Origin of the sequence: Lactiplantibacillus brownii, from assembly GCF_031085375.1 — a bacterium.
In the GTDB taxonomy this organism is placed as follows: domain Bacteria; phylum Bacillota; class Bacilli; order Lactobacillales; family Lactobacillaceae; genus Lactiplantibacillus; species Lactiplantibacillus brownii.
Genome location: NZ_JAVCWF010000001.1, coordinates 691,095 through 714,700, shown reverse-complemented (window position 1 = coordinate 714,700; position 23,606 = coordinate 691,095). Strand labels below are relative to the sequence as shown.

19 protein-coding genes and 1 pseudogene are annotated in these 23,606 nt (G+C 43.0%); 5 read left to right on the top strand and 15 right to left on the bottom strand.

What is annotated here, in order from left to right:
• The first annotated feature begins 245 nt into the window (after nucleotides 1-245).
• Nucleotides 246-917, top strand: a complete 672-nt coding sequence (locus tag RA086_RS02975; protein WP_308702428.1) for an MmcQ/YjbR family DNA-binding protein — start codon at nucleotides 246-248, stop codon at nucleotides 915-917.
• 610 nt (nucleotides 918-1,527) lie between these two features.
• Here the strand turns inward: RA086_RS02975 and whiA are convergent.
• The 12 genes from whiA to RA086_RS02915 form a co-directional block, all read right to left on the bottom strand.
• The gene (whiA, locus tag RA086_RS02970) at nucleotides 1,528-2,460 is read right to left on the bottom strand and encodes a DNA-binding protein WhiA (protein WP_308702427.1); all 933 of its coding nucleotides are present in this window, start codon (nucleotides 2,458-2,460) and stop codon (nucleotides 1,528-1,530) included.
• 12 nt (nucleotides 2,461-2,472) lie between these two features.
• Complete coding sequence (locus RA086_RS02965; RefSeq protein WP_308702426.1) at nucleotides 2,473-3,474, bottom strand: gluconeogenesis factor YvcK family protein; 1,002 nt, start codon at nucleotides 3,472-3,474, stop codon at nucleotides 2,473-2,475.
• Nucleotides 3,471-4,355 (bottom strand): RNase adapter RapZ, encoded by an 885-nt coding sequence (gene rapZ, locus RA086_RS02960; protein WP_308702425.1) that lies wholly within the window; start codon nucleotides 4,353-4,355, stop codon nucleotides 3,471-3,473. The genes RA086_RS02965 and rapZ overlap by 4 nt, the downstream gene beginning before the upstream one ends.
• 132 nt (nucleotides 4,356-4,487) lie before the next feature.
• Nucleotides 4,488-5,024, bottom strand: a complete 537-nt coding sequence (locus RA086_RS02955) for an HdeD family acid-resistance protein (RefSeq protein WP_308702424.1) — start codon at nucleotides 5,022-5,024, stop codon at nucleotides 4,488-4,490.
• Nucleotides 5,025-5,109: 85 nt separating this feature from the next.
• Entirely contained in the window at nucleotides 5,110-5,436 is a 327-nt protein-coding gene (locus tag RA086_RS02950) for a heavy metal-binding domain-containing protein (RefSeq protein WP_308702423.1), read from the bottom strand.
• A gap of 142 nt (nucleotides 5,437-5,578) precedes the next feature.
• Nucleotides 5,579-6,985 carry an argininosuccinate lyase gene (gene argH / locus RA086_RS02945; protein WP_308702422.1) on the bottom strand — a complete coding sequence of 469 codons (1,407 nt, stop codon included), beginning with the start codon at nucleotides 6,983-6,985 and terminating at the stop codon, nucleotides 5,579-5,581.
• Nucleotides 6,985-8,220: an argininosuccinate synthase gene (locus RA086_RS02940; RefSeq protein ID WP_308702421.1), complete on the bottom strand. Its 1,236-nt coding sequence runs from the start codon at nucleotides 8,218-8,220 to the stop codon at nucleotides 6,985-6,987. The genes argH and RA086_RS02940 overlap by 1 nt, the downstream gene beginning before the upstream one ends.
• 243 nt (nucleotides 8,221-8,463) lie before the next feature.
• On the bottom strand, nucleotides 8,464-8,940 hold the full coding sequence (locus tag RA086_RS02935) for an S-ribosylhomocysteine lyase (RefSeq protein ID WP_308702420.1): 477 nt from the start codon (nucleotides 8,938-8,940) through the stop codon (nucleotides 8,464-8,466).
• A gap of 60 nt (nucleotides 8,941-9,000) precedes the next feature.
• The gene (uvrA, locus tag RA086_RS02930) at nucleotides 9,001-11,856 is read right to left on the bottom strand and encodes an excinuclease ABC subunit UvrA (RefSeq protein WP_308702419.1); all 2,856 of its coding nucleotides are present in this window, start codon (nucleotides 11,854-11,856) and stop codon (nucleotides 9,001-9,003) included.
• 12 nt (nucleotides 11,857-11,868) lie between these two features.
• Nucleotides 11,869-13,872: an excinuclease ABC subunit UvrB gene (uvrB, locus tag RA086_RS02925; protein ID WP_308702418.1), complete on the bottom strand. Its 2,004-nt coding sequence runs from the start codon at nucleotides 13,870-13,872 to the stop codon at nucleotides 11,869-11,871.
• Between the two features lie 131 nt (nucleotides 13,873-14,003).
• Nucleotides 14,004-14,651, bottom strand: a complete 648-nt coding sequence (locus RA086_RS02920; RefSeq protein WP_308702417.1) for a YfbR-like 5'-deoxynucleotidase — start codon at nucleotides 14,649-14,651, stop codon at nucleotides 14,004-14,006.
• Nucleotides 14,652-14,777: 126 nt separating this feature from the next.
• The gene (locus tag RA086_RS02915; protein ID WP_308702416.1) at nucleotides 14,778-15,983 is read right to left on the bottom strand and encodes an MFS transporter; all 1,206 of its coding nucleotides are present in this window, start codon (nucleotides 15,981-15,983) and stop codon (nucleotides 14,778-14,780) included.
• A gap of 169 nt (nucleotides 15,984-16,152) precedes the next feature.
• Between RA086_RS02915 and RA086_RS02910 the strand changes: the two genes are divergently transcribed.
• Nucleotides 16,153-16,710 (top strand): M15 family metallopeptidase, encoded by a 558-nt coding sequence (locus RA086_RS02910; RefSeq protein ID WP_308702415.1) that lies wholly within the window; start codon nucleotides 16,153-16,155, stop codon nucleotides 16,708-16,710.
• Between the two features lie 129 nt (nucleotides 16,711-16,839).
• Here RA086_RS02910 and RA086_RS02905 read toward each other — a convergent pair whose 3' ends face one another.
• On the bottom strand, nucleotides 16,840-18,567 hold the full coding sequence (locus tag RA086_RS02905) for a phospho-sugar mutase (protein WP_308702414.1): 1,728 nt from the start codon (nucleotides 18,565-18,567) through the stop codon (nucleotides 16,840-16,842).
• A gap of 220 nt (nucleotides 18,568-18,787) precedes the next feature.
• Between RA086_RS02905 and RA086_RS02900 the strand changes: the two genes are divergently transcribed.
• Both RA086_RS02900 and RA086_RS02895 read left to right on the top strand, forming a co-directional pair.
• A complete protein-coding gene (locus RA086_RS02900) occupies nucleotides 18,788-19,240 on the top strand; it encodes a DUF3290 domain-containing protein (protein ID WP_308702413.1) in 453 nt (150 codons plus the stop codon).
• Nucleotides 19,241-19,873, top strand: a complete 633-nt coding sequence (locus RA086_RS02895) for a DUF421 domain-containing protein (RefSeq protein WP_308702412.1) — start codon at nucleotides 19,241-19,243, stop codon at nucleotides 19,871-19,873.
• Nucleotides 19,874-20,116: 243 nt separating this feature from the next.
• Here RA086_RS02895 and trxB read toward each other — a convergent pair whose 3' ends face one another.
• On the bottom strand, nucleotides 20,117-21,055 hold the full coding sequence (trxB, locus tag RA086_RS02890) for a thioredoxin-disulfide reductase (RefSeq protein ID WP_308702411.1): 939 nt from the start codon (nucleotides 21,053-21,055) through the stop codon (nucleotides 20,117-20,119).
• Between the two features lie 211 nt (nucleotides 21,056-21,266).
• Nucleotides 21,267-22,520 (bottom strand): annotated as a pseudogene (locus RA086_RS02885) (glycosyltransferase family 2 protein); the annotation flags it as partial.
• Between the two features lie 120 nt (nucleotides 22,521-22,640).
• On the opposite strand from RA086_RS02885, the gene RA086_RS02880 reads away from it, so the two are divergent.
• The gene (locus RA086_RS02880; RefSeq protein ID WP_308701964.1) at nucleotides 22,641-23,534 is read left to right on the top strand and encodes an IS982 family transposase; all 894 of its coding nucleotides are present in this window, start codon (nucleotides 22,641-22,643) and stop codon (nucleotides 23,532-23,534) included.
• The last annotated feature ends 72 nt before the right edge of the window (nucleotides 23,535-23,606 follow it).

The following is a 23,606-nucleotide window of genomic DNA, read 5'->3' as shown; positions in this document are numbered from 1 at the left end:
TCAACGCAAATAGCCATGTTGTTAGATTCACAACATGGACAGCACATCATCATTTGCGTAGAATTATTTTGCATGATTAACGTCACTCCGATTTCATAAGATGGTTTCAGTATAGAGATTGCCACTTACTTTTGTCAAGTGATTTATTTGGGACACAATTAAATTAATTCCAAAAAATCCAGTTGAATTCTGACCACTATAGCGTCTAGACTAGACCTAAAGTACCATTCATTGGAGGAATGAAAATGGATAATATTGCTAAATTAATTTTCAAAAACAAGCGTGCTAAAACTGAAAACTTGCTCAAAACTGGTTTTCAAAAACGAGGTCAGCAGTTTGTCCGGCAGCAACCATTATTAAACCAAGCCTTTACCTTGACTGTTACCGTCACCTTACCTGACACGATTCTCACTGAGCTGATTGACAACGAAACCAAACAACCTTACACGTTGCACCTCAATGCCAACAATACCGGGGACTTTGTGGCCAAAGTTCGTGAAGCTTATACTAACGTACTAAAGACTATCGCTACTGAGAGTTTTGAGACCGATATTTTTCAAACGACGCAAGCACATTTACTCATCCAGACTTGTCGCAAAAACTATGGCGACGAACTCGAATTTCTCTGGCAAAAATTCCCAGAGAACGCAATTTGGCGTCGTAGTGACACCAAAAAATGGTATGCGTTATTGATGAAGATCTCTAAACGTAAGCTTGGTTTAGACAGCGACGATCTCGTAACCATCGTCGATTTTCGGTTAACCGCCAAACAACACGACCAACTCATTGATAATCAAACCTTTTTCCCCGGTTACCACATGAACAAACAACATTGGTTCACCGTCATCCTAGACGGCAGTATCCCCGACACTGACTTATTGCAATTTTTACAAACAAGTTATGAACTAGCCCATTAATCACGAGTAACTAAAGGTTGAAAGTTAAAAATTGCCGGTCTGCACCACTACCTCAACAATCCGGTAATGAAAACTAGTCGACTACTGCCGCTTCCGGTTGTTGCCGATAACATGCGGACGAGGGACCGGTTCAAGCCATAGAAACGTCTTGAACCTCGCCCGGAAACTTTGCCAAAGCCGCAAATCTCCCGGACCGTCCGTGGTGTAAGGCCGGCAAAAGAACGCCGGTCAAACACTACCTGCACGTCCGATGCTATCAGCAACAACCTCCAGCTAAGTCAGTAGTTATTTATGCTTAGCGGAGTCAGTCAAAATCGGTGTGCAGTGTCGGCGAGATTAATCGGCGTTCTTTGCTGACTAATCTCGCGGGGCAATTCAAAGACGTGTTTTGTCGGCTTGGAATTGAGGCGTCAGACCGTACCTTGGCTGGCGCCGTCCCCCACAGCACACCGATTTTGACTGACGGAGCACTAAATTTAGGTGAGTCTACTTTACTTATGGGTTACCGGTACTACAACATTTGTGATGCTTTTGAGTCTTTCAACCTTTAGACGGGTAACTAAAAAAGTTTGGACAATTGGTCCAAACTTTTTTTAAAACTATTTTAGCACTAGGCATCCTTTTGTAGCTGGGCAGCAAATTGGTTGATTTTCCGTAACCGGTGATTGATTCCCGACTTGGAAATTGGCCCACCCGGCACTAAAGTCCCAAGCTCTTTCAGGCTAACTTCCCGATGGGCTAAACGCGCAATCGCAACCTCTTGTAACTTGATTGGCAATTGTTTTAAGCCCACCGTAGCATCAATCAACATGATATTTTCAATCTGCTGACTGGACGCATTGGCAACCTTATCCATATTCGCATTTTCGCAATTCACTAACCGGTTCACCGAGTTTCGCATGTCACGCATGATACGGACATCTTCGAATTTTAACATTCCCGTTGTCGCGCCAATTAACGATAAGAAATCTGCAATTTTTTCGGCTTCCTTGATATAGGTGATAAACCCACCACGACGATCCGTCGTACGTGAGTTCAGCCCATAATTGTTCATCATTTGGGAAATCATTTTGTTATGTTCTTCATACAGTGAATAGATTTCCAAATGATATCGTGAAGTTTCCGGATTGTTGACCGAGCCACCAGCTAAAAATGCGCCGCGTAAATACGAACGAACAGCTGCATCATCCGTCAAAACCTCAGTCGGGGCGACTTCCACAATCTGCAGATCTTTGAGAATCCCCAGATCTGCCAAAACCATGTCCGTCCCCGTTTTTAGGCGCACGATATATAAGTTATTCTTATTCAATTTCATTTTGCGACGTACGATCAACTCACTGGCCACATCATAAAATTGCTTCAATAACCGATAAATACGCCGCGCGATGGCCGGATTTTCCGTCTGAATATTCAAAATAAAGTGATGATTAGCTAAACTAATCGTCCCGTTCATTCGAATCAAGGCCATTAGTTCAGCCTTCGCATTCTCGCGATGGACAGCGAGGTTGGTTAGTTCTTTTTTAACTTCACTGGCGTATGACATCTAAGCGTCCTCCTATCTTAAAACGTCGGAGTGTCCCACTAAATTCATCAGTTCCGTCACAACTTGGTCGCCATCATGGAAGGCCCCATTGTCCCGTAACTTTAAGAAATTAGCTGAGATCACCTTGCAACCTTGATCCCGTAACCCGCGAAAATCATGACTAACTTGGCGAGAAACTTCGTTGAACTTATGGAAATCCATGTAATCATCTGGAACTTTTTCGGTATTAACTAAGACTGTATTAATAAAGTTATCACCAAGATGTCGATTCAAGACGCGCACATGATCTGCATCCGAAAAGTTATCGGTTTCACCCTTTTGCGTCATAATATTACAAATATACACGACTTCGGCATCCGTTTCACAGACCGCCCGGCCGATATTATCAATCGTCAAATTAGGTAAAATACTTGTAAACAAACTCCCTGGGCCTAAGACAATCTGATCGGCCTGCATGATGGCATCAATCACGGGTTGAACGGCTTCGGGATTATTGCCATCTTTGTCGGTCACCCAAACCCGATCCAGTGACTTATGAGCAGCGGTAATTTCCGCCTCACCCACAAGCTCTGAACCGTCCTTAAAACGACCATGCAAAGTTAAGGCTTCATTGGCTGCGGGATAAACGTGGCCGTCAACTTGCATCATGTGGGAGAGTTCTTGGACCGCATCAAAGACCCCTGACTTCATTTCTGTCAGAGCAGCAATAATCAAGTTTCCAATCGCATGGCCCGCAAAAAATTGGTCATCACCTTGGAAACGATATTGGAAAATGTCTTTGTAAAGGTGTGGTAAATTCGATAAGGCTACCATGACATTCCGAATATCACCAGGTGGCACAACGTTGACATAATTCCGAATGATCCCGGAAGATCCCCCATCATCGGCCACCGTGACAACAGCGGTAATATCAACGGCTTGTTTTCGTAACCCATTCAAGACAACTGGCAAACCAGTTCCCCCACCGATCACGACAATCTTAGGCCGTTGCGTTTTAAACGTATATTTTCTCATGAGCGATTAACGGTTTCCTTCCGTTTGCCGATATCACGATGACTGATGTGCACCTTATACGTTTTCCCCAAGGCTTCACCAATGCGCTTCGCTAACGCCACAGAACGGTGTTGCCCACCAGTACAACCAATCGCAATCGTCAAACTAGTTTTCCCTTCGGCTTCATAGCCTGGCATGATACTTTCTAGCATGCCTAAAAATTGTTGATAAAACTTTTCAGTCGCAGGTTGTTGCATCACGTAATCATAGACTGGCTTGTCCAAACCGGTCTGATTTTTTAATTCTGGTAAATAATATGGATTTGGTAAGAAGCGGACATCCATCACGATATCGGCATCGATTGGCAAGCCATACTTGAACCCAAATGATAAGACTTCAATGTGAAAAGTCTCATCCGCACTCGTTTCAAACTTGTCAAAGATTGATTCACGCAATTCACGTGGCGTGAGCGTCGTCGTATCAATAATATATGACGCCCGATCCTTCAATGGTCCTAATAACGACCGCTCTTTGCGCACCCCATCCATAATACGGCCTTCCATTGCTAATGGATGTGACCGCCGCGTTTCCTTATAACGTGAGACTAATTCCTCATTAGAAGCGTCTAAAAAGATAATCTTGGTTGATACAAAATCGGTATTATCCAAATTTGCCAACATATCAATAATTTCGTCATAAAACGCGCGTGATCGTAAATCAATCACCAACGCGACCTTTTTGATTTTCCCAGATTCTTCGACTAACTCGGAAAATTTTGGCAATAAGGCTGGCGGCATATTATCAATACAAAAATAACCTAAATCTTCGAAACTCTGGACGGCCACTGTTTTACCAGCACCGCTCATTCCAGAGACAATCACTAATTGTAATGAGTCTGCCATAACAAAACCCCTTCAATCCATATTGGTGGTAGTATATCATACCGGGCGTGTCATTTCTACACTAAGCCCCGGAATGACTTTAAAATAAAGCGGTTAGACCACCTTTTGGCCTAACCGCTTAACCATTTAAGCCTAATTACGCCGGGCAAAGGCAATTAAAATCGCGTTAATCCCGAAAATGGCAAAGTAAACACTGACTAAGATATTAAATGAGAATGCCGCCACAAGTGGATTAAAGATCAACATAATCCCAATGGCTAAACTTAAAATATCTAAAATCAATGACAAGATGTAGTAGCCCATCCCGAGCACACGTAAATGCGAGACGACGACTAAGCGTTCAATTGAGTCAATTAAGAACCAGAACGCAAACACATAACCTAAAACAACGATACCGGTTGGTGCATGGAACAAGAACAATAGCCCGACTAAGAGATCAATGACGGCAAAAACGAGTGCAAAATTGGCACGGAGGCCGGTCTCCCGTCGTAATTTAGTATAACCGCCAATCGTAGTAATCCCACTAATAATGGCTGCAATCGCAAATAAGAAAACTAAACTAAGTAACGCGGCTTTAGGTTGTTTCATGACAAAATAGGCCGCGATTAGGAACACGATACCCGTCATGAACTCGGTCCAATCAAAGCCCCAACGATGATCATTAAACATACGAAATAACATCTCCAATATTCTTTAGTACCATCATACCAGTTCATGAAAGAGTTTCCAATTTTTTGGAAGTCCATGAACCGACTTAAACTTCTTTAAACTTCACCGCAGTCCCATAGGCCGCAACAGATTGGATATCCGTGCCGATCGAACCAGAGTCAAAGCGCATCATCACGACGGCATCCGCACCGAGTGCTGCCGCGTTGGTCCGTAGCCGGTCTACCGCGGCTTCCCGTGCTTCATCCAGCATTTTCGTATAATCTTTGACTTCGCCACCTACAATATTTTTCATGGAAGCACCAATATTACGGAAAACGTTTTTTGATTGCGTCGTGACACCGAAAACTTCTCCAATAATTTCATAAGTTTGACCCGGAACTTGTTCCGTAGTCGTTACTAACATTTTTGGCATTAAAAATCACTCCTTCAGTGCTTTTAATATACCGGTAATCACGCACACTTGCAATCGTTTTCAACTGTTTTCAGCGAAATGAAAAGGCCTGGGAAAACTTCCCAGACCTTTTCGCTATCAATGGTCAAATTGATAAACAATTTTAATTATCGCGATCAGGCGATTGGTACGCTGCCAGTTGTTGATTGGCACGCTTGAGTTCTGCTTTAATTTGATCAAAACCGGTACCGCCTAAGGAGTGTCGCCGTTCAACCGCAACTTTGGCGTCTAAATCATGATAGACATCCTCATCAATTAATGGTGAAATTTCCTTATATTCCGCTAACGGAATATCCTGCAACGGTCGATTCTTTTTCAATCCATCCAAGACCAGCTTGCCCACAATCGCATGGGCTTGGCGGAACGGAATCCCCTTGTTAGCAAGATAATCTGCCAACTCAGTCGCATTTGAGAAATCGTTGGTGGTAGCATGTGCCATCCGGGCTTCATTAACGGTTAGGGTCGCCAGCATGCCAGTAAACACATGTAAACTCGTCAACACCGTGTTGACCGTATCAAAGGCGCCCTCTTTATCTTCTTGCAGATCCTTGTTATACGCGAGTGGAATAGCTTTCATAACGGTCAATAACCCCATTAAGTTGCCGTAGACCCGACCAGATTTACCCCGAATTAATTCAGCCATATCCGGGTTCTTCTTTTGTGGCATGATCGAACTACCGGTTGAGAACTGATCGCTCAAGCTCAAATAGTTAAATTCATAACTGCTCCAAGAAACGATTTCTTCGCAGAAGCGTGAGAGGTGCATCATCAAAATTGAAGCATTACTCAAAAATTCCAAAACGAAATCTCGATCAGAAACCGCGTCCAAACTGTTATGATAAACCGCACTGAACCCTAATAGTTTCGCGCTATATTCCCGATCAATTGGGAAAGTTGTCCCTGCCAAGGCCGCCGCACCCAAAGGTGAAATATCAGTATGCTGCATATTGAATTCAAAACGTTCCATGTCCCGCTTGAACATCTGATAATAAGCCAGTAAATAATGCGCATATGAGATGGGTTGTGCGTGTTGCAAGTGTGTGTAACCTGGCATAATCGTTTCTACGTTCTCGCTCGCTTTTTCCACGAGGACGGTTTCCAAGTCATGCAACCGATCCAAAATTTTTGGCAATTGATGTTTCATGTATAAATGAAAATCCGTGGCAACTTGGTCATTACGTGAACGTGCCGTATGCAATTTACCCGCAACGGGGCCAATCTCAGCTGTCAATAACGATTCAATGTTCATATGAATGTCTTCGTTGACCGTCGAGAATTCAAGTTCACCTTTTTGCAATTTCTGTGCGAGTTTTTCTAGGCCGGCCACAATTTGGTCAACATCGCCCGCGTCCAAAATACCCGTTTTCTTGAGCATTTTAACATGTGCTAATGACCCGGTAATATCTTCTGCGGCCAACAACTGATCAAACCCGATTGAAGCACCAAAATCATCCACATACTTGGCGCCCGTTTCAGTGAACCGGCCGCCCCAAAGCTTTTTGGTACTCATTAGGCATGTTCCTTAGTGGCTTTGGCTTCAGCTTGGGCCTTGGCTTGAACTTGCGCATTAACTTGCGTTGGTAGGCCCCAAAGCTTGATAAAACCAACAGCAGCTTGTTGATCAAATTCGTCAGCGGCTGTGTAAGTTGCCAAATTCTTGTCATATAAAGAATTTGGTGACTTCCGACCTTCAGTAATCACGTTACCTTTGAATAACTGAACCCGAACAACGCCATTTACAACTTGTTGCGTCTCCTTTAAGAAGGCCATCATGGCATCCATCAAAGGTGAGAACCAAAGGCCATTATAAATGGTATCGGCGAGCTTTTGTTCAATGATTGGTTTAAAATGTGCTAACTCACGTTCAAAAGTCAAATCTTCCAAATCTTTGTGCGCCTTTAATAAAACAGTCGCTGCAGGTGCTTCATAAACTTCACGTGATTTGATCCCGACTAACCGGTTTTCGATATGATCGATTCGGCCAATCCCATGTTCACCCGCAATTTTATCCAACTTAACGATTAAATCAGCTAAGTTCAAGTTTTCGCCATCTAAGGCAACTGGCACCCCAGCTTCAAACGTAATTTCGAGAACAGTTGGCTTGTCAGGTGTGTCGGCTAACGCTTTAGTCCGATCAAAGGCATCGGCTGGTGCCCCTTCCCATGGATCTTCCAAGATGCCACATTCGTTGGCTCGACCCCAAAGGTTTTCATCAATCGAGTAAGGGCTGTCCAAATTAATTGGTACTGGAATATTGTGCTTTTTAGCATAATCAATTTCTTCTTCACGTGACCAGTGCCAGTCACGAACCGGCGCTTCAATCTTAATATCTGGTGCCAAAGCATGAATTGCCACTTCAAAACGAACTTGGTCATTACCCTTGCCGGTACAGCCATGGGCAATCGCAACTGCTTGTTCTTTTTTAGCTAAGGTGACTAACTTCTTAGCAATTAATGGCCGTGACAACGCTGAAACTAACGGATATTCGCCTTCATACAAGGTGTGGCCTTGTAAAGCAATCAAGGCATATTCTTCAGCGAATTCTTGTTTTGCATCGATCATATATGATGAGACCGCGCCTAATTGTAAGGCTTTGTTTTTGATGGCAGCCATATCTTTACCTTCACCAACATCAATACAGCAAGCAACCACATCGTAGCCCTTGTCCTTTAACCAACTAATTGCGACTGACGTATCCAGACCACCTGAATAAGCGAGAATAATTTTATCATTTTGTTTGACCATTGCGTTGTACCTCCAAAATTAATGTCTTATTTATCAATGACAGTATCGTACCACCTGATTTAACTTTATGCAACGATTTTTATAAAATATTCGTTATTTTTCAAATATTCAGTTAATTTGAGAATATTTATACACTTATTCATCGTATTATGTATTTTCAGTCTCATTTTCAAAGCATAAAAAAAGATGCGTTGGCCAACAAAATGTTGATCAACACATCTTTTATCAAAAACAAGTTAAACGTTATTCTACGACTTTACGCACAAATGGGTCAGATGAAATGCCTTGTGACAAGATCAATTTAGCCCATTCCTTCGCTGAGAACAAAGAATGATCCTTGTAGTTCCCACAACTGTCAATGGTCGTCCCTTGAACGTCTTTCCATTCAGCAGGACCGGCAATGAATTCTAACGAGAACTTCAAAGCTTTAGCAACCTCTTCCGTGCTGTGTTCACCCCAAGTGATCAAATGGAAACCAGTCCGGCAACCAAATGGTGAACAGTCAATCACGCCGCTCATGCGATCACGCAATAAGCCAGCCAACATGTGTTCAATCGTGTGTAACCCAGCCGTATCGATCGCTGTTTTATTGGGTTGAACTAACCGTAGATCAAAGTTAGTGATGGCGTCACCTTTTTCGCCATGTTCGACCGTAATTTTGCGCACGTATGGTGCTAAAACTTTCGTATGATCTAATGTAAAACTTTCAACTTTAGCCATATCTAAAACACTCCTCTATTTAAATTCTCATAACAATCTTAGTGTAGCACAATCTAAAGATTATTTGGCAGTCGCTGCGGCTTCACGTGCCTTATCACGTTCCAAGACTGGCTTCAAATACTGACCGGTATAGCTTTCTGGCACCGCGGCAATTTCTTCAGGCGTCCCAGTTGCGACGACTTGACCGCCACCCGCGCCACCTTCTGGACCGAGATCGATCAGGTGATCTGCCGACTTCACGACATCGAGATTATGTTCAATAATCAAAACCGTATTGCCCGCATCCACGAGACGTTCCAGTACGCCAATCAAACGGCGAATATCTTCCGTATGCAACCCAGTTGTTGGTTCGTCCAAAATATAGAAATTCTTCCCAGACTGTTGCTTGTGCAATTCTGAGGCCAACTTCATCCGTTGGGCTTCACCACCAGATAAGGTCGTGGCTGGTTGGCCAAGCTTGACATAACCGAGCCCCACATCAACCAACGTCTGCAACTTACGACGAATTTTTGGAATCGGTTCAAAGAATTTCAAGGCTTCTGAAGCCGTCATCTTTAAGACATCCGCAATGTTTTTGCCTTTATATTCCACTTCCAAAGTTTCTGAATTATATTGCTTGCCATGACAAACCTCACATGGCACAAAAACATCGGGTAAAAAGTTCATTTCAATCTTTAGAATCCCATCACCATGACAGGCTTCGCAACGGCCACCCTTGATGTTGAAACTGAAACGACCCTTTTGATAACCACGTAATTTAGCTTCGTTGGTTTGGGCAAAGAGATCCCGAATATTATCGAAAACGCCGGTATAAGTCGCTGGATTACTCCGTGGTGTCCGGCCAATTGGGCTCTGATCAATGTTTACAAGTCGTTCAATATTCTTGACTCCACTGATTGACTTGTATTTACCAGGTTTTTCCGAGTTATGATTCAATTTCTGTGCTAACGCACGCTTCAAAATATCGTTGACTAAGGTTGATTTACCGGAACCGGAGACCCCGGTGACCACAACAAATTCACCCAATGGGAAATCAACATCGATCTGCTTTAAGTTGTTTTCAGCAGCGCCCGTGATGCGAATCTTCTTACCATTGCCAGCGCGGCGTTTAGTCGGTACTGGAATAAACTTCTTGCCAGCTAAATACTGACCAGTTAATGATTTGCGTGACCGTGCGACTTGTTTTGGTGTTCCGGCAGCCATTACTTCGCCACCATTTTCACCGGCACCCGGACCAATATCAATGATATAATCCGCTGCCCGCATCGTATCTTCATCATGTTCAACGACAATCAAGGTATTTCCAAGATCACGCATCTTTTTGAGTGAACTGATCAAGCGGTCATTATCACGTTGATGTAACCCAATCGAAGGTTCATCTAGGATATAGAGCACCCCAGATAAATTCGAGCCAATCTGCGTCGCTAACCGAATCCGTTGGGCTTCCCCACCAGATAGCGTCCGTGCCGCCCGACTTAACGTCAAGTATGCCAGCCCAACATTTTGTAAGAAAGTCAGTCGATCATGAATTTCCTTCAAAATCGGCTTAGCAATCACCAGCTCTTGTTCTGACAATTTCAATCCCGTAAAGAAGGCTAATTCGTCACCGATGGCTTCATCAGAAATCGTCCCAATGTGTTCGCCACCCACTTTAACTGCCAAGGCTTTGCGGTTTAATCGGAACCCATGACAAGTCTGACAAGTTAATTCCGTCATGTATTTCCGCATCACGTCGCGAGTGAAGTCACTATTTGTTTCATGATAACGACGGTCAACGTTATTAATGACACCTTCAAAGACAGCGTCAACATCACGCACACCACCAAAATCATTCTGATAATGAAAATGGAACTTTTTGCCATTGGACCCGTATAAAACCGTTTGTTGGTCAGCCTTGGATAAGTCTTCATATGGCACATCCAGTGGAATCTTCAACTGCTCACAAGCTTGTTTCAACATTTCAGGATAATATTGCGAGCTGATTGGGTTCCATGGCAACAACGCGCCTTCGCCCAAGGTCAAACTCTTATCGGGAACGACTAAATCTTCATCAACTTCCAACTTCACGCCTAAGCCTTCACAATCTGGGCAAGCGCCTTGGGGGGCATTAAATGAGAACAAACGTGGTTCAAGTTCGCCAACTGTAAAACCACAGACTGGGCAAGCGTAGTGTTCAGAAAACAGAATAGGGTCACCGCCGATAACATCCGCGATCGCATAACCCCCACTTAACCGTAGAGCTGCTTCAAAGGAATCAAATAACCGTGAACGGTCTCCAGGTTTAACCACGATTCGGTCGATGACGATCTGAATCGTGTGTTTTTGATTTTTATTTAAGTCAAAAGTTTCACTAATGTCATGCGTTTCACCGTCAACACGGATTCGAACAAAGCCTTCACGTTTGATCTTTTCAAAAATCTTCTTATGTTCACCCTTCTTCTCACGCACAATAGGTGACAAGATTTGAAGTTTGGTGCGTTCAGGTAGTTTCTGGACCCGGTCAACCATTTGTTCAACCGTCTGACTGGCAATCAAGGTCCCATCGTTAGGACAAATTGGTTGCCCCACACGAGCCCACAATAACCGCAAGTAATCATTAATTTCGGTAACCGTCCCGACCGTTGAACGCGGGTTCTTAGAGGTCGTCTTCTGATCAATCGAGATTGCGGGACTCAGCCCATCAATTGAATCAACATCGGGCTTCTGCATTTGACCTAAGAATTGTCGCGCATACGCCGACAAACTTTCAACGTAGCGCCGTTGACCCTCCGCATACAGCGTATCAAAAGCCAACGAACTCTTACCGGAACCGGACAGCCCGGTCACGACGACCAGTTTATTACGTGGAATCGTGACATCAATATTCTTTAAATTATGGGCGCGGGCGCCATGGATGACAATCTTATCGTTTGCCAAAAAAAGGACCTCCTAGCTAATCTGTGCTTTCAATTCCATTACGGTATCCCGTAACGTCGCGGCTTGTTCGAAGTCGAGCTTCTTGGCCGCGGTCTTCATCTGTTCTTCTAATTTACTGATCATATCTAATTGTTGTTCATGCGTCATATCATCAAAGTCGGTTTCCAAGAAATCATCCTTTTTACCCGCATCAGACGTGTTCTTAGTCGAGGCAATTAAGTCTGGAATCGCCTTTTTGATCGTATGCGGTGTAATATGATGAACTTCATTGTACTTTTCCTGAATCTGACGTCGACGCGCGGTCTCATCAATCGCAGCTTGCATCGAGTCAGTCGTTGAGTCCGCATACATGATCACGGCCCCATGTTCGTTTCTGGCCGCCCGACCAATGGTTTGAATCAAGGAACGTTCATTACGCAAGAAGCCTTCCTTGTCCGCATCCAAAATCGCGACTAATGAAACTTCCGGCACATCGATCCCTTCACGCAAGAGGTTAATCCCGACTAAGACATCAAACTTCCCTAATCGTAGATCACGAATAATCTTAGTTCGTTCTAGCGTCTTAATATCACTGTGTAGATATTGAACCTTGATCCCTAAATCTTTAAGGTAGTCCGTCAAATCTTCCGACATTTTCTTCGTCAAGGTCGTAATAAAGACCCGTTCATTGCGGTCAATACGCTTATTGATTTCACCAACTAAATCATCAATTTGACCCATAATTGGCCGAATTTCAATAGTAGGATCCAACAATCCGGTTGGTCGAATAATTTGTTGCACGACATGCTTCGTCCGACCCATTTCATATGGGCCTGGCGTCGCAGACATGTAGACAACTTGATTGATATGTTGCTCTACTTCTTCAAGCTTTAATGGTCGGTTATCCAATGCACTTGGCAACCGGAAACCATAATCCACCAACATTTGTTTCCGTGCCCGGTCACCATTGTACATCCCCCGGACTTGGGGCATCGTTACATGTGATTCATCCACGACCATTAAAAAGTCTTTCGGGAAGAAATCCATTAAGGTATACGGTGGTTCACCTGGCTTACGACCATCCATAAAACGTGAATAGTTTTCGATCCCACTGGTATAACCCATTTCACGGAGCATTTCAATATCATAGGTCGTCCGTTGCTTGAGCCGTTGCGCTTCTAGCAACTTACCGTCATCGTCAAGTTCTTTCAGACGATGAGTTAATTCATCTTCAATGCCATTAATGGCATGTTCCATAATGTCATCGTTAGTCATAAAGTGGGTGGCTGGGAAAATTGCGACATGATCGCGGTCAGCCACGACTTCACCTGTCAACGCATCAATTTCACGAATCCGGTCGATCTCATCGCCGAAAAATTCAACACGTAACGCGTGATCATCACGTGACGCGGGGAAGATTTCAACCACGTCACCATGGACACGAAAGCGGCCCCGTTGAAAATCAATATCATTGCGGTCAAACTGAATATCCACTAATTTACGTAATAACTCATTACGGTCAATTTCCATCCCAACACGTAGTGATACCACGTGGTTCTTATATTCGGTAGGATCACCTAAACCGAATATACTGGAAACAGACGCCACCACAATCACATCATTACGTTCCAACAATGAACTCGTTGCCGAATGTCGTAACTTATCAATTTCATCATTGATGGCTGAGTCTTTTTCAATATAAGTATCACTCGAAGGCACGTACGCTTCCGGTTGATAATAATCATAGTAACTGACAAAGTATTCAACGGCGTTATTGGGGAAAAACTTCTTAAATTCACCATATAATTGGCCGGCTAACGTCTTGTTATGCGATAAAATCAACGTCGGTTTATTTTCCTGGGCAATCACATTGGAAATCGTAAACGTTTTCCCAGTCCCCGTTGCGCCTAGCAAAATCTGTTCCTTTTCGCCAGCATCTAAGCCTGCCGTTAATTTTTGGATAGCTTGGGGTTGGTCCCCCGTTGGCTGATAGTCTGAAACTAGGTCAAACTTGTTATCATCAACTCGATCGATCAAAAGCGACTCCTCCTTTGAAGCGTTTAAATTTTCTTATTAGTCCTGAAGCGGCATAAAAAATAGGCAAGCGCACGCTTCCCTATCAACTACAAATCGCTATTCATTTTAGCACATCGAACATACTTTCGCCATTAATCGGATTGTGAGCTTGGCGTTAAAATCTGGGTCGTCAGTGCTTGCAGTTTATCTTGGTTCGTAAACGGTTCTGCCAGCATTTCTGGTAAGACCGATTGTAAGAAATATTGCACACTCGCGAGTTGCTTGAACGCCACGATTGTCTTCAAACTCTCTTGATAAATATCCGTAAAAACAGGTTCGGGATTACCTTTTTGAATTTCACCAAATGATTCATACAACAGGTCGATCTTATCAGCGACCGATAAGATTTGCCCTTCTAAAGTGGTATCTTTGCCTTCAGACAAGCGCCGTGAATAGGCGGCCTGAAACTCAGTTGGAATTTCATTTTGAACAAAGTTTTGTGACAACTTATGTTCAACATCCGCGAGCATCTCGCGTAAGGTAGCCGTGGCGTATTTGACGGGCGTCTTGATATCGCCAATAAATCGTTCATTATAATCGTGATTGAGCGCCTTTTCATACAAAGAGCGCCAATTAACTTGATTCCCGGCATTTTCTTCGACGTCCCCCAAAAATTGTGCGGTTTCCGCAACTTTAAACGAATGAGCCGCCACGGAGTGATTTTGATACTTAAAGAACCCCGGTGCGCGTTGAATCGTTTCTAAGTTACTCAAGCTTTGTAAATATTGATGCATTCCCATCTAAATCACCTTCCTGGCTGGCCTTAATTTGGCCTTAGTGTAACAAAACCAATCGCCATGAGCAACAAAAGCGGTTGACTCACTTGAAATAGCCAAGTCAGCCAACCTCTTTTTAATGAGCCCTAATTAAGACTGTTTCAAGCCGCCTTTAGCCTGTGTCCCCGGTTCTCGCAACATGAAGGCCATCAAATAGGACACAATTAGAAAGACCGCCACCACCATGTAAGGATAGTGCGTATTCAAATCTAATAACATCCCAGACATGATTGGCCCAACAATATTGCCGACACTTGTCAAAGACATATTTAAACCATTGATCAAACCTTGATTGGCTTCACTCGCCTTAGTTAGCAAGGTCGTAATGGCCGGCCGTAACAAGTCAAACGCTGAAAAGATGACCAACGTGGCGATCATAACCGCTATTTTAGAATGGGCTTGTGTGATCCAAATCGTACAAATCGCCGCCGAAGCGAAACAAACACGAATCACCCGACGCTCACCAAATCGTTGGACAAAGGTATCAAATAACGCCACTTGTAGGAATAATGAGATTAGTCCGTTAAGTGTCAGAACTAACGCGATGTTGTTTAAACTAAAATGAAAGACTTCATTAACATAAATACTGTAAATACTTTCAAAACCTTGAAGACCAAATGACGACACTAGAATCATGGTAAATAAGATAATGATTGGCACCGTCCAAAAGGCGCGCGTCATCGGATGATGTTGCGATTGTGCCTGCTCAACTGGTTCAAGGTCTGTTTTAGCCAACGTTTCCGCATCATTTGGCAACAAGCTGATGAGGACAATTGCCGAAATGAGTCCGAGCGCCCCCGCAACCCAAAAGGGCGTCTTATAACTGATACCAGCCAGAATCCCACCAATTCCCGGCCCTAAGATCAACCCACCACTAAAAGCCGCTGACAACCAGCCAATCACCTTGGCCCGCTGACGTTTAGTCGTGATGTCGGAAGCCAAGGCCATGGCCGTCGGGACGACCATCGCGGCGGATAACCCGCCAATCAGACGAGAAATATTGAACATCCATAAATGATTGGTCATCGCAAACAAGAATTCAGAAACCATAAACAAGAATAACCCGGCAGTTAAGACTGGTTTACGGCCAATCCGGTCTGAAATTCGGCCAATAATCGGTGAGGCCACGAACTGCGCCAACGCAAACAACGCATTCATAATCCCCATATCGGTCGCGGTTAACTTTAAATCGTTCTTGATAAACGGCATCACTGGAATCACTAAACTGATTCCTAAACACACTAAAAATTCACTGAAGATTAAAATAAAAATGGCACGTTTCGTTTGACGAGTCATTAGCTTCACCTCTATCTTTCCCTTTTTCACGCAATACTGTACATCATAACAAGTGATAACAATAATTGTCTACTTTTAAGATTATTTTTATCCGTTAAATTCATTTCACCAGACAAAAATAGTGATAATGCGTACAATAAAGCTAATTGAACCCAAGGAGGGTCATGACATGTCACCTGAATTAACTGGTTTCACCAACATTCAAAAATTAGCCCCGGCGATTATTGTGGATTTACGTTATGCGACAACGACTAATTTCACTCACCAAGTGATCTATGATTTCACAACCGCCATTGTCCGCACAGGTACCGCCCAGAAGCTAGCCATTGCAAGTGCCGATTTGAACCAGCAAGGCTATCGGTTAAAAGTTTGGGATGCTTATCGACCAGTCAGCGCCCAAAAGCGGTTGTTTGACGTTTATCCAGATCCTGAATTCGTTGCTAGGCCCAACCCTAATTTTAGTCATCAAAAGGGGGTCACGCTCGACCTAACATTGACGGATATGGCCGGGAAGGAATGCCCATTACCGACACCATTCGATAATTTCAGCCCGTTAGCTCATCGTGAAGCTCCCCGGACCAAGATTCAAGATCATTATTACCAAATCCTGAACACTGCAATGTTAAAAGCTGGTTTTGTCGGCTACGAAAATGAATGGTGGGATTACCGCGATGCTGACATGGACGACTACCAACCCGCTACTGCTGATCCCAATGATTACCAATAGTCGAACTGGTGCTTGAGTGGTGCCATCATATTCTGAAATGACCCTAGAACATCGTGATTGCCATTTTCAAGGCGCTAAAAAAAGCTAGACCACAGAATTTTCTGAGGCCTAGCTTTATTTTTAACCCACTTATTCTTTGATGAATGCCTGAATGGCTTGGTCAAATTGATCAAGCTTCGAATTAGCCTCGTCCAAGCTGTCACCTAAAGTCCCAATATAGAACTTGATCTTAGGTTCCGTCCCAGATGGGCGAATGGCGATCCAAGTGCCATCTTTTAATTTGTATTTCAAAACATTAGCGGTTGGCAACGCGATTGGTGCCGTGTGACCATCTGCAAAGGTTTCTGTCTGTGAAGCAAAGTCTTCAGTTGACACAACCTCGTAGCCTGCAAAATCAACGGGCGCTTCATTCCGGAACTTAGTCATCAAAGCAGTGATCTTATCACCACCACCAACGCCGTCAAATTCTTCGGAAGTCGTCTTCTCACGGAAGTAACCGTATTCCGCAAATAATTCTTGCAACCCATCGTACAGGTTCTTGCCTTGTTGCTTATAGTAAGCAGCGACTTCGGCTAATAAAACAGTCGTTTGGATCGCATCTTTATCATGCACGAATGGCTTGATTAAGTAACCGTAACTTTCTTCGAAACCAAACATATAAGTATGTTCGCCAGTTTCTTGGAAATGTTCAATCTGCTCAGCGATATACTTAAAGCCAGTCAAAACGTTGATCATCGCCACATGATATGAAGCTGCGACCTTCGTTGCAAACTCACTCGAAACAATTGATTTAACTGCGGCAGCATTGGCAGGCAAGGTACCAGCATCCTTGTTAGCTTGCAAGATATAATGCAACAACAATGCTGCAATTTGATTCCCAGTTAAGAGCACATATTCGCCGTTTGGTTGACGGACTGCCGTTCCTAACCGATCAGCATCAGGATCAACGGCGATCAACACATCGGCGCCTTCCTTTTTGCCTAAATCAATCGCCATTTTGAAGGCTTCTGGAAATTCTGGGTTTGGAAACTTAACCGTTGAAAATTCAGGATCGGCAACGGCTTGTTCTTTAACCACACTGAAGTTTTTAAACCCAGCATTCCGTAAGGCTTTTTCACCTAACATCCGGCCCGTTCCATGTAGCGGCGTGAAGACTAACTTCATGTTCTTACCGACTTCATCGATTAACTTCTGATTAATGTTAACCGTTTTAACTTTAGCCAAATAAGCTTGATCAACATCGTCACCAATGATGGTCATCGTCTTATTCGCTAATAATTGGGCTTCATCCGCAACTTTGATCGCAAATAAATCCGTAACTTTTCGAATGTAAGACGTAATTAAGTCAGATTCCTTTGGTGGCATTTGACCACCATCTTCACCATAAATCTTGTAACCATTATATTGCTTAGGATTATGACTTGCGGTGATCATAATTCCGGCATAAGTGTGTAAATGCCGAACAGTAAAGGATAATTCGGGCGTTGGCCGCAAACTTTCAAAAACAAATGACTTAATCCCATGTTCCCCTAAAACTCGGGCAGATTCATGCGCAAAATCTTCTGAGTGATGACGCGAATCAAAACTAATCGCCACACCACGTTCTTTCACGTCAGCATCCAAAGTATCCATAAAGGTTGCTAAACCTTCTGTGGCTTGGCGAACCGTATAGATATTCATCCGATTAATACCAGGTCCGAGTACACCGCGCATCCCAGCGGTTCCGAACTCCATTGGCTGATAAAATGCATCCTCCAAAGTCGCATCGTCGCCAGCACTGGCGGCTAATTCTTGTTTAAGGCTTGATTCAAGCGTTGCTTGGTTCTTCCAAGTTGCATAGGTGTCTTTCCAATTCAAGTAGACCATCCCCAATTCTTATTGTTGTGAGTGCTTACAAAAATAGTATACAACATGCACGTGGCTCGTAACCTAAAATTTACTAAAAATCCCGTTAAAACGCAGATTTCTTGTCAATTTTAAGTGCACATTAATTGATTACCTTTACAATTTAATCAGCGCGAATTCGTTAATTCACCAATCAAACTTGGTATAATTATGTTAATAAAGGGAGGTTGTCATGACTTTTTATTCATACGCTTATTTAACGCATCAAAATAGCAACCATACGCTCTTCCAACTAGTCGTTATCGGTATCATTATTCTTGTTATCGCCGGTGTCAGTTGGCTCTGGTATCGCCATAAATCAGACCTCAAATATCGAGATTTGTTCATCATCATGGTGTTGTTATTATTATTACTCGTTGGCATTCAAGTTAATGAGTGGCAAAGTTTACAATCAAGTTTCTCACAGAAATCACAGGTCACACAGATTATGCAACGGGTGGCCCGTGAAAAAGGCGTCCGGCAATCTGACATTTGGTCGAATACCACAACGGTCAGCAGTGGCATGCTGATCAAGGTCAAACACCAAATTTATAACGTCACGGTCAACCCCGATGGCAATAGTTATACCTTGACTAAAGCCACTCCCATCAGTACACAACTTAATTACGTGAAAGAAGGCAACTAAATGTTCTCTTACTGGGATGTTTCGCTGAAACTGGCCTTAGGCTTATTAACCATTATTTTACAAATCAATTTATCTGGTAAGAGTAACTTGGCCCCTATTAGCGCGCTCGACCAGGTTCAAAACTATGTTCTCGGTGCAATTGTTGGTGGCATGATCTACAGCACCAGTGTCACCGTCTTGCAATATATTCTCGTTTTACTGATTTGGACGCTCCTCGTGTTGACGTTGCGCTTCTTGACTCATCATAATCGTCATATTAAACAATTGATCGATGGTAAACCACAGTTACTCATTAAAAACGGTGAATTATTAGTCGCCACAGCGTTGAAAAATGGCATGAGTGCTAACGACCTGACTTTTCGGTTGCGAACGGAAGGCATCACAGATATTCGCTTAGTCAAACGGACCATTCTGGAGCAAAATGGCCAGCTGACGATTGCCCAAGTCGGCGATGATACCATTAAATACCCCATTATCGTGGATGGTCAACTGAATGCGGATGCGCTCGAAACGAGTGACCATGATTTAGCTTGGTTACAAAACCAGTTAGACGCGCAACATTATGATATCAGTGAGATCTATCTCGCGACTTATACACATAAACAATTGCGCTTATTTCCTTATCAACACTAATCAAATTAACGCCACCATCAGCAACAAACGTGACGACCCTAATCGCCATGGCTGCACAAGTTGATGACGATCAGATCACAACTGTTATCCGGCAACTTCATACCTGCTGAACAACTTCTATTTTATGAGGTTGCCACAATATATTCCAAGGGCCAATTTGAGATTAATTAGGGGCCAATTGGGCGCACAAAAAAATGAGGTTGAATTCTTCAATGTGAATTCAACCTCATTTTTTTACTGAATTTAGTTTTTAACTTTATCGCCCAAAGCGGTCAAGTAATTGTAAACTTGTTGGCCAGCAGTCCCGCCTTCACCAACAGCAGTGGCAACTTGACGTAAATCTTTCTTACGAACATCACCAATCGCAAAGATTCCAGGAACTTTGGTTTCCATGTGATCGTTGGTTTCAATCCAACCATTTTCATCCGTAATCCCAAGATTACTAAATGGCTTCGTAATTGGGTTGATCCCGACATAAATGAAGACCCCGTCAACGACGATTTCACTGTTTTCACCAGTTTGATTGTTGTTAACTTTGACGCCAGTGACTTTTTTACCGTCACCCACGATTTCGGTCACGTTACTGTTCCAGACAAAGTCAATCTTGTCATTCGCAAACGCCCGCTTTTGGAGAATCTGTTGAGCCCGTAGTTGATCACGACGATGAATGACCGTCACTTTAGCCACTAATTGGGTCAAATAAGTGCTTTCTTCAATGGCTGAATCACCGCCACCAATCACGACAACATGCTTGTTACGGAAGAATGCGCCATCGCAGACCGCACAGTAAGAAACCCCACGGCCACCATACGTATCTTCACCTGGGACACCCAGCTTCCGATATTCAGAACCAGTCCCGATGACTAAGGCTTTGGTCTCAAAAGTATCTGAGTCCGTCTTGACGATCTTAACGTCGCCTTTGTCTTCAACAGATTCGACACTACCATAGGCATATTCCGCACCGAATTGTGTCGCCGATTCATACATGTCCTTCGCTAAGTCTGGTCCTAAAACTGATTTAAAACCAGGGTAGTTTTCAATTGCGGCGGTATTATTCATTTGGCCACCGTAGATACCGCGATCTAACAGTAACACTGATAAGTTGGCTCGTGAAGCATAGAGGGCCGCAGTCATCCCTGCAGGACCAGCACCAATAATAATCACGTCGTAACTTTTTGCCATTTCAAAAGACCCCTTCCACTAAAAATACTATGTGGCTTAATATACCCCCAAAATTTACATTTGTCGACTAAGTTGTTTGTACACAACTGAAAAGGTTGATTTAGGACTGTGCGACATCATATTCGGTAGCTTTGATAGTTGTATTTAGACCTAACTAATCAAATTCAAAGACAACGAGTTTCACTAAAATTTAACAGCAACGAAACTCATTTTATTTCTGTAAAGATTTTCGTTTAGGACTAGTCCAAGTTCCTGAACCCCATCCCAAAATCGTTTTGCAGGCTGGAATAAAGGTCATCACCACAGTGACTGGATTGACCATCCAATAAAATAACATATACAAGGGTGCAAACCAAAGATATTTCAGCTTTGCACCATGATGATCCAATATTAACGCCGCTAGTAACTGCATGAAACCCGCAATCATTTCAAAAGTGACAAAAATGAATGAAATCATAATACCATGATAAATTCGTTCAAACTCACCAACAACTAAAAAATAAAGCATTAAAAGAATGAACATGGCGGACGTAATCATGAAGAAGAACGACCAAATAATTGATAACGTTGAATCAATGAACATCGATAATTGATATCGACGACGCCATGGATGGAAAATAAATTTCTTAATATTTGTTAACCAAACTTCAGTGCCACCTTGTGCCCACCGCTTACGCTGTTTATACAGATCGGGTATCGTTTCAGGGACATTCATATGAAAAACAACATTTGGTGCAAAGCGCGGCACTGCACCAACCATTTGATGATCCCAAGCAATGCTAATATCTTCGGTCGCCCGATTTTGTCGGAACCCACCGACATCAATCAAAAATTGCTTGCGGTATAACGTATTTGCACCACTATAAGCATACATTGAATCATTGATTGCCGTTTGACTCCGTTTGATAACACCAACAATACTCGTAAATTCAACGGTTTGTGACTTACCAAGTAATTTCGTTCTATTCTGCACATCCATATTGGCTGTCACTGCTGAAGTATTCATATCACGATCATGGATAAAGAAATTCATATATTTCATCAATGCATCCTCTTCAGGAATTGTATCTGCATCGTTGCTCAGTATATACTCACCCTTTGCAAAATACATACCAATATTAAAAGCATGTGCTTTGCCTTTGTTTTTTTCAATTTCAATCGTCCGTAAGCGGGGATATTTAGCTTGCAATCGATGAATAATAGCCGCAGTCTTATCTGTTGAACCGTCATTCATGACCAACACTTCATAATTTTCATAATTTAGGTTTTCAAAAAGATACGTGATCGTTTCTTCAATCATGACTTCCTCATTATGGGCTGGAATCATGATCGTAATCATTGGTTGCTTTTCTACTGGCAGATTTACCCAGTCGTCATCACGTTTATTAGTTTTAAAAAAACGATATGACAAAGCCCCTGCGAACCAAAAAAAAGAACCCGTAACCGGATAAAGACATAATATTAACGCGTAGTGCTAGTCTTGTAACATTTGTCGGATAGTTCATTGATTAAATCAAATTATATGCAAAAAGCCCGCATTTGCGGTAGCTTCTAAGGTGACTAAACCCAGAAAGAAGAACCGTAAATGCAAGGCCTCCTTAAAGCTATCCCAAAATTCAATTTAATTCAAGCAACCGTCCAAGAATTCATCAAAATAATTACACCAATTTACCAACTATTGCCAAAAAGATTTCGTTTTCGTCAAAATTATCGTCAACTAAAAGTTAATGACGTCACGATTATCGCTTGTATGCTTGCGCGAATAGCGTTACGTGACCCTTCAGAAACCCACTTCCATCAAACTTTGGCGGCTTCCGGAGTGGTTGTTCCAGAACGAAGTCGTTACAATCGTCGGTGTCGCGACCTTCTTCAAATAATGAAGTTGATCCGTCAGTATCTATTGAAGCGATATCGGCATGGCAGCACTTATGAAATCATTGATAGTGCCCCAATCACTTTGGTCTCAGCAAGACGAAGTAATCAAGCAAAAGTCTTACGAGGTGTAGCTCATAAAGGCTATAACGCAACCAAGCAACTATATTATTATGGCTTCAAGCTACATGCGGTGATGGATAATGACGGTTATTTTGTGAACTGGGAACTGACACCAGCAAACGTTGATGATAGAAAACCAGTTGAAGAGCTTTTACGAGAAGCACCGGCTCATCAAGTCTTAGCAGACGGCGGATACTTGAGCCGGAAGCTTCAAGAACGATTAAAATCACAAGGAATCAACTTCTGGTTTCCACTGCGAAAGAACATGAGGAAAACAGATCATATAAATTCCTCATTTCTAAAAAATCAACGACGATATATTGAAACAGGTTTTAATAATTTGAATATCGTTGGCCATTTTGAACATCCTGGAACCCGAACGCTAATCGGCCTAGGTAGCCGATTAGCGGCACTATTTTTATGGAACATTATCAAGGTTCATAGCAATCTAGCTCAAGGTAAAAGCGGACTTAGCATAAATTAGTGCTTCACTAGAAATATTACGGAACTAGCACTACGCGTTAATATTAACAAACAAACATTTAATAGCGTCTGT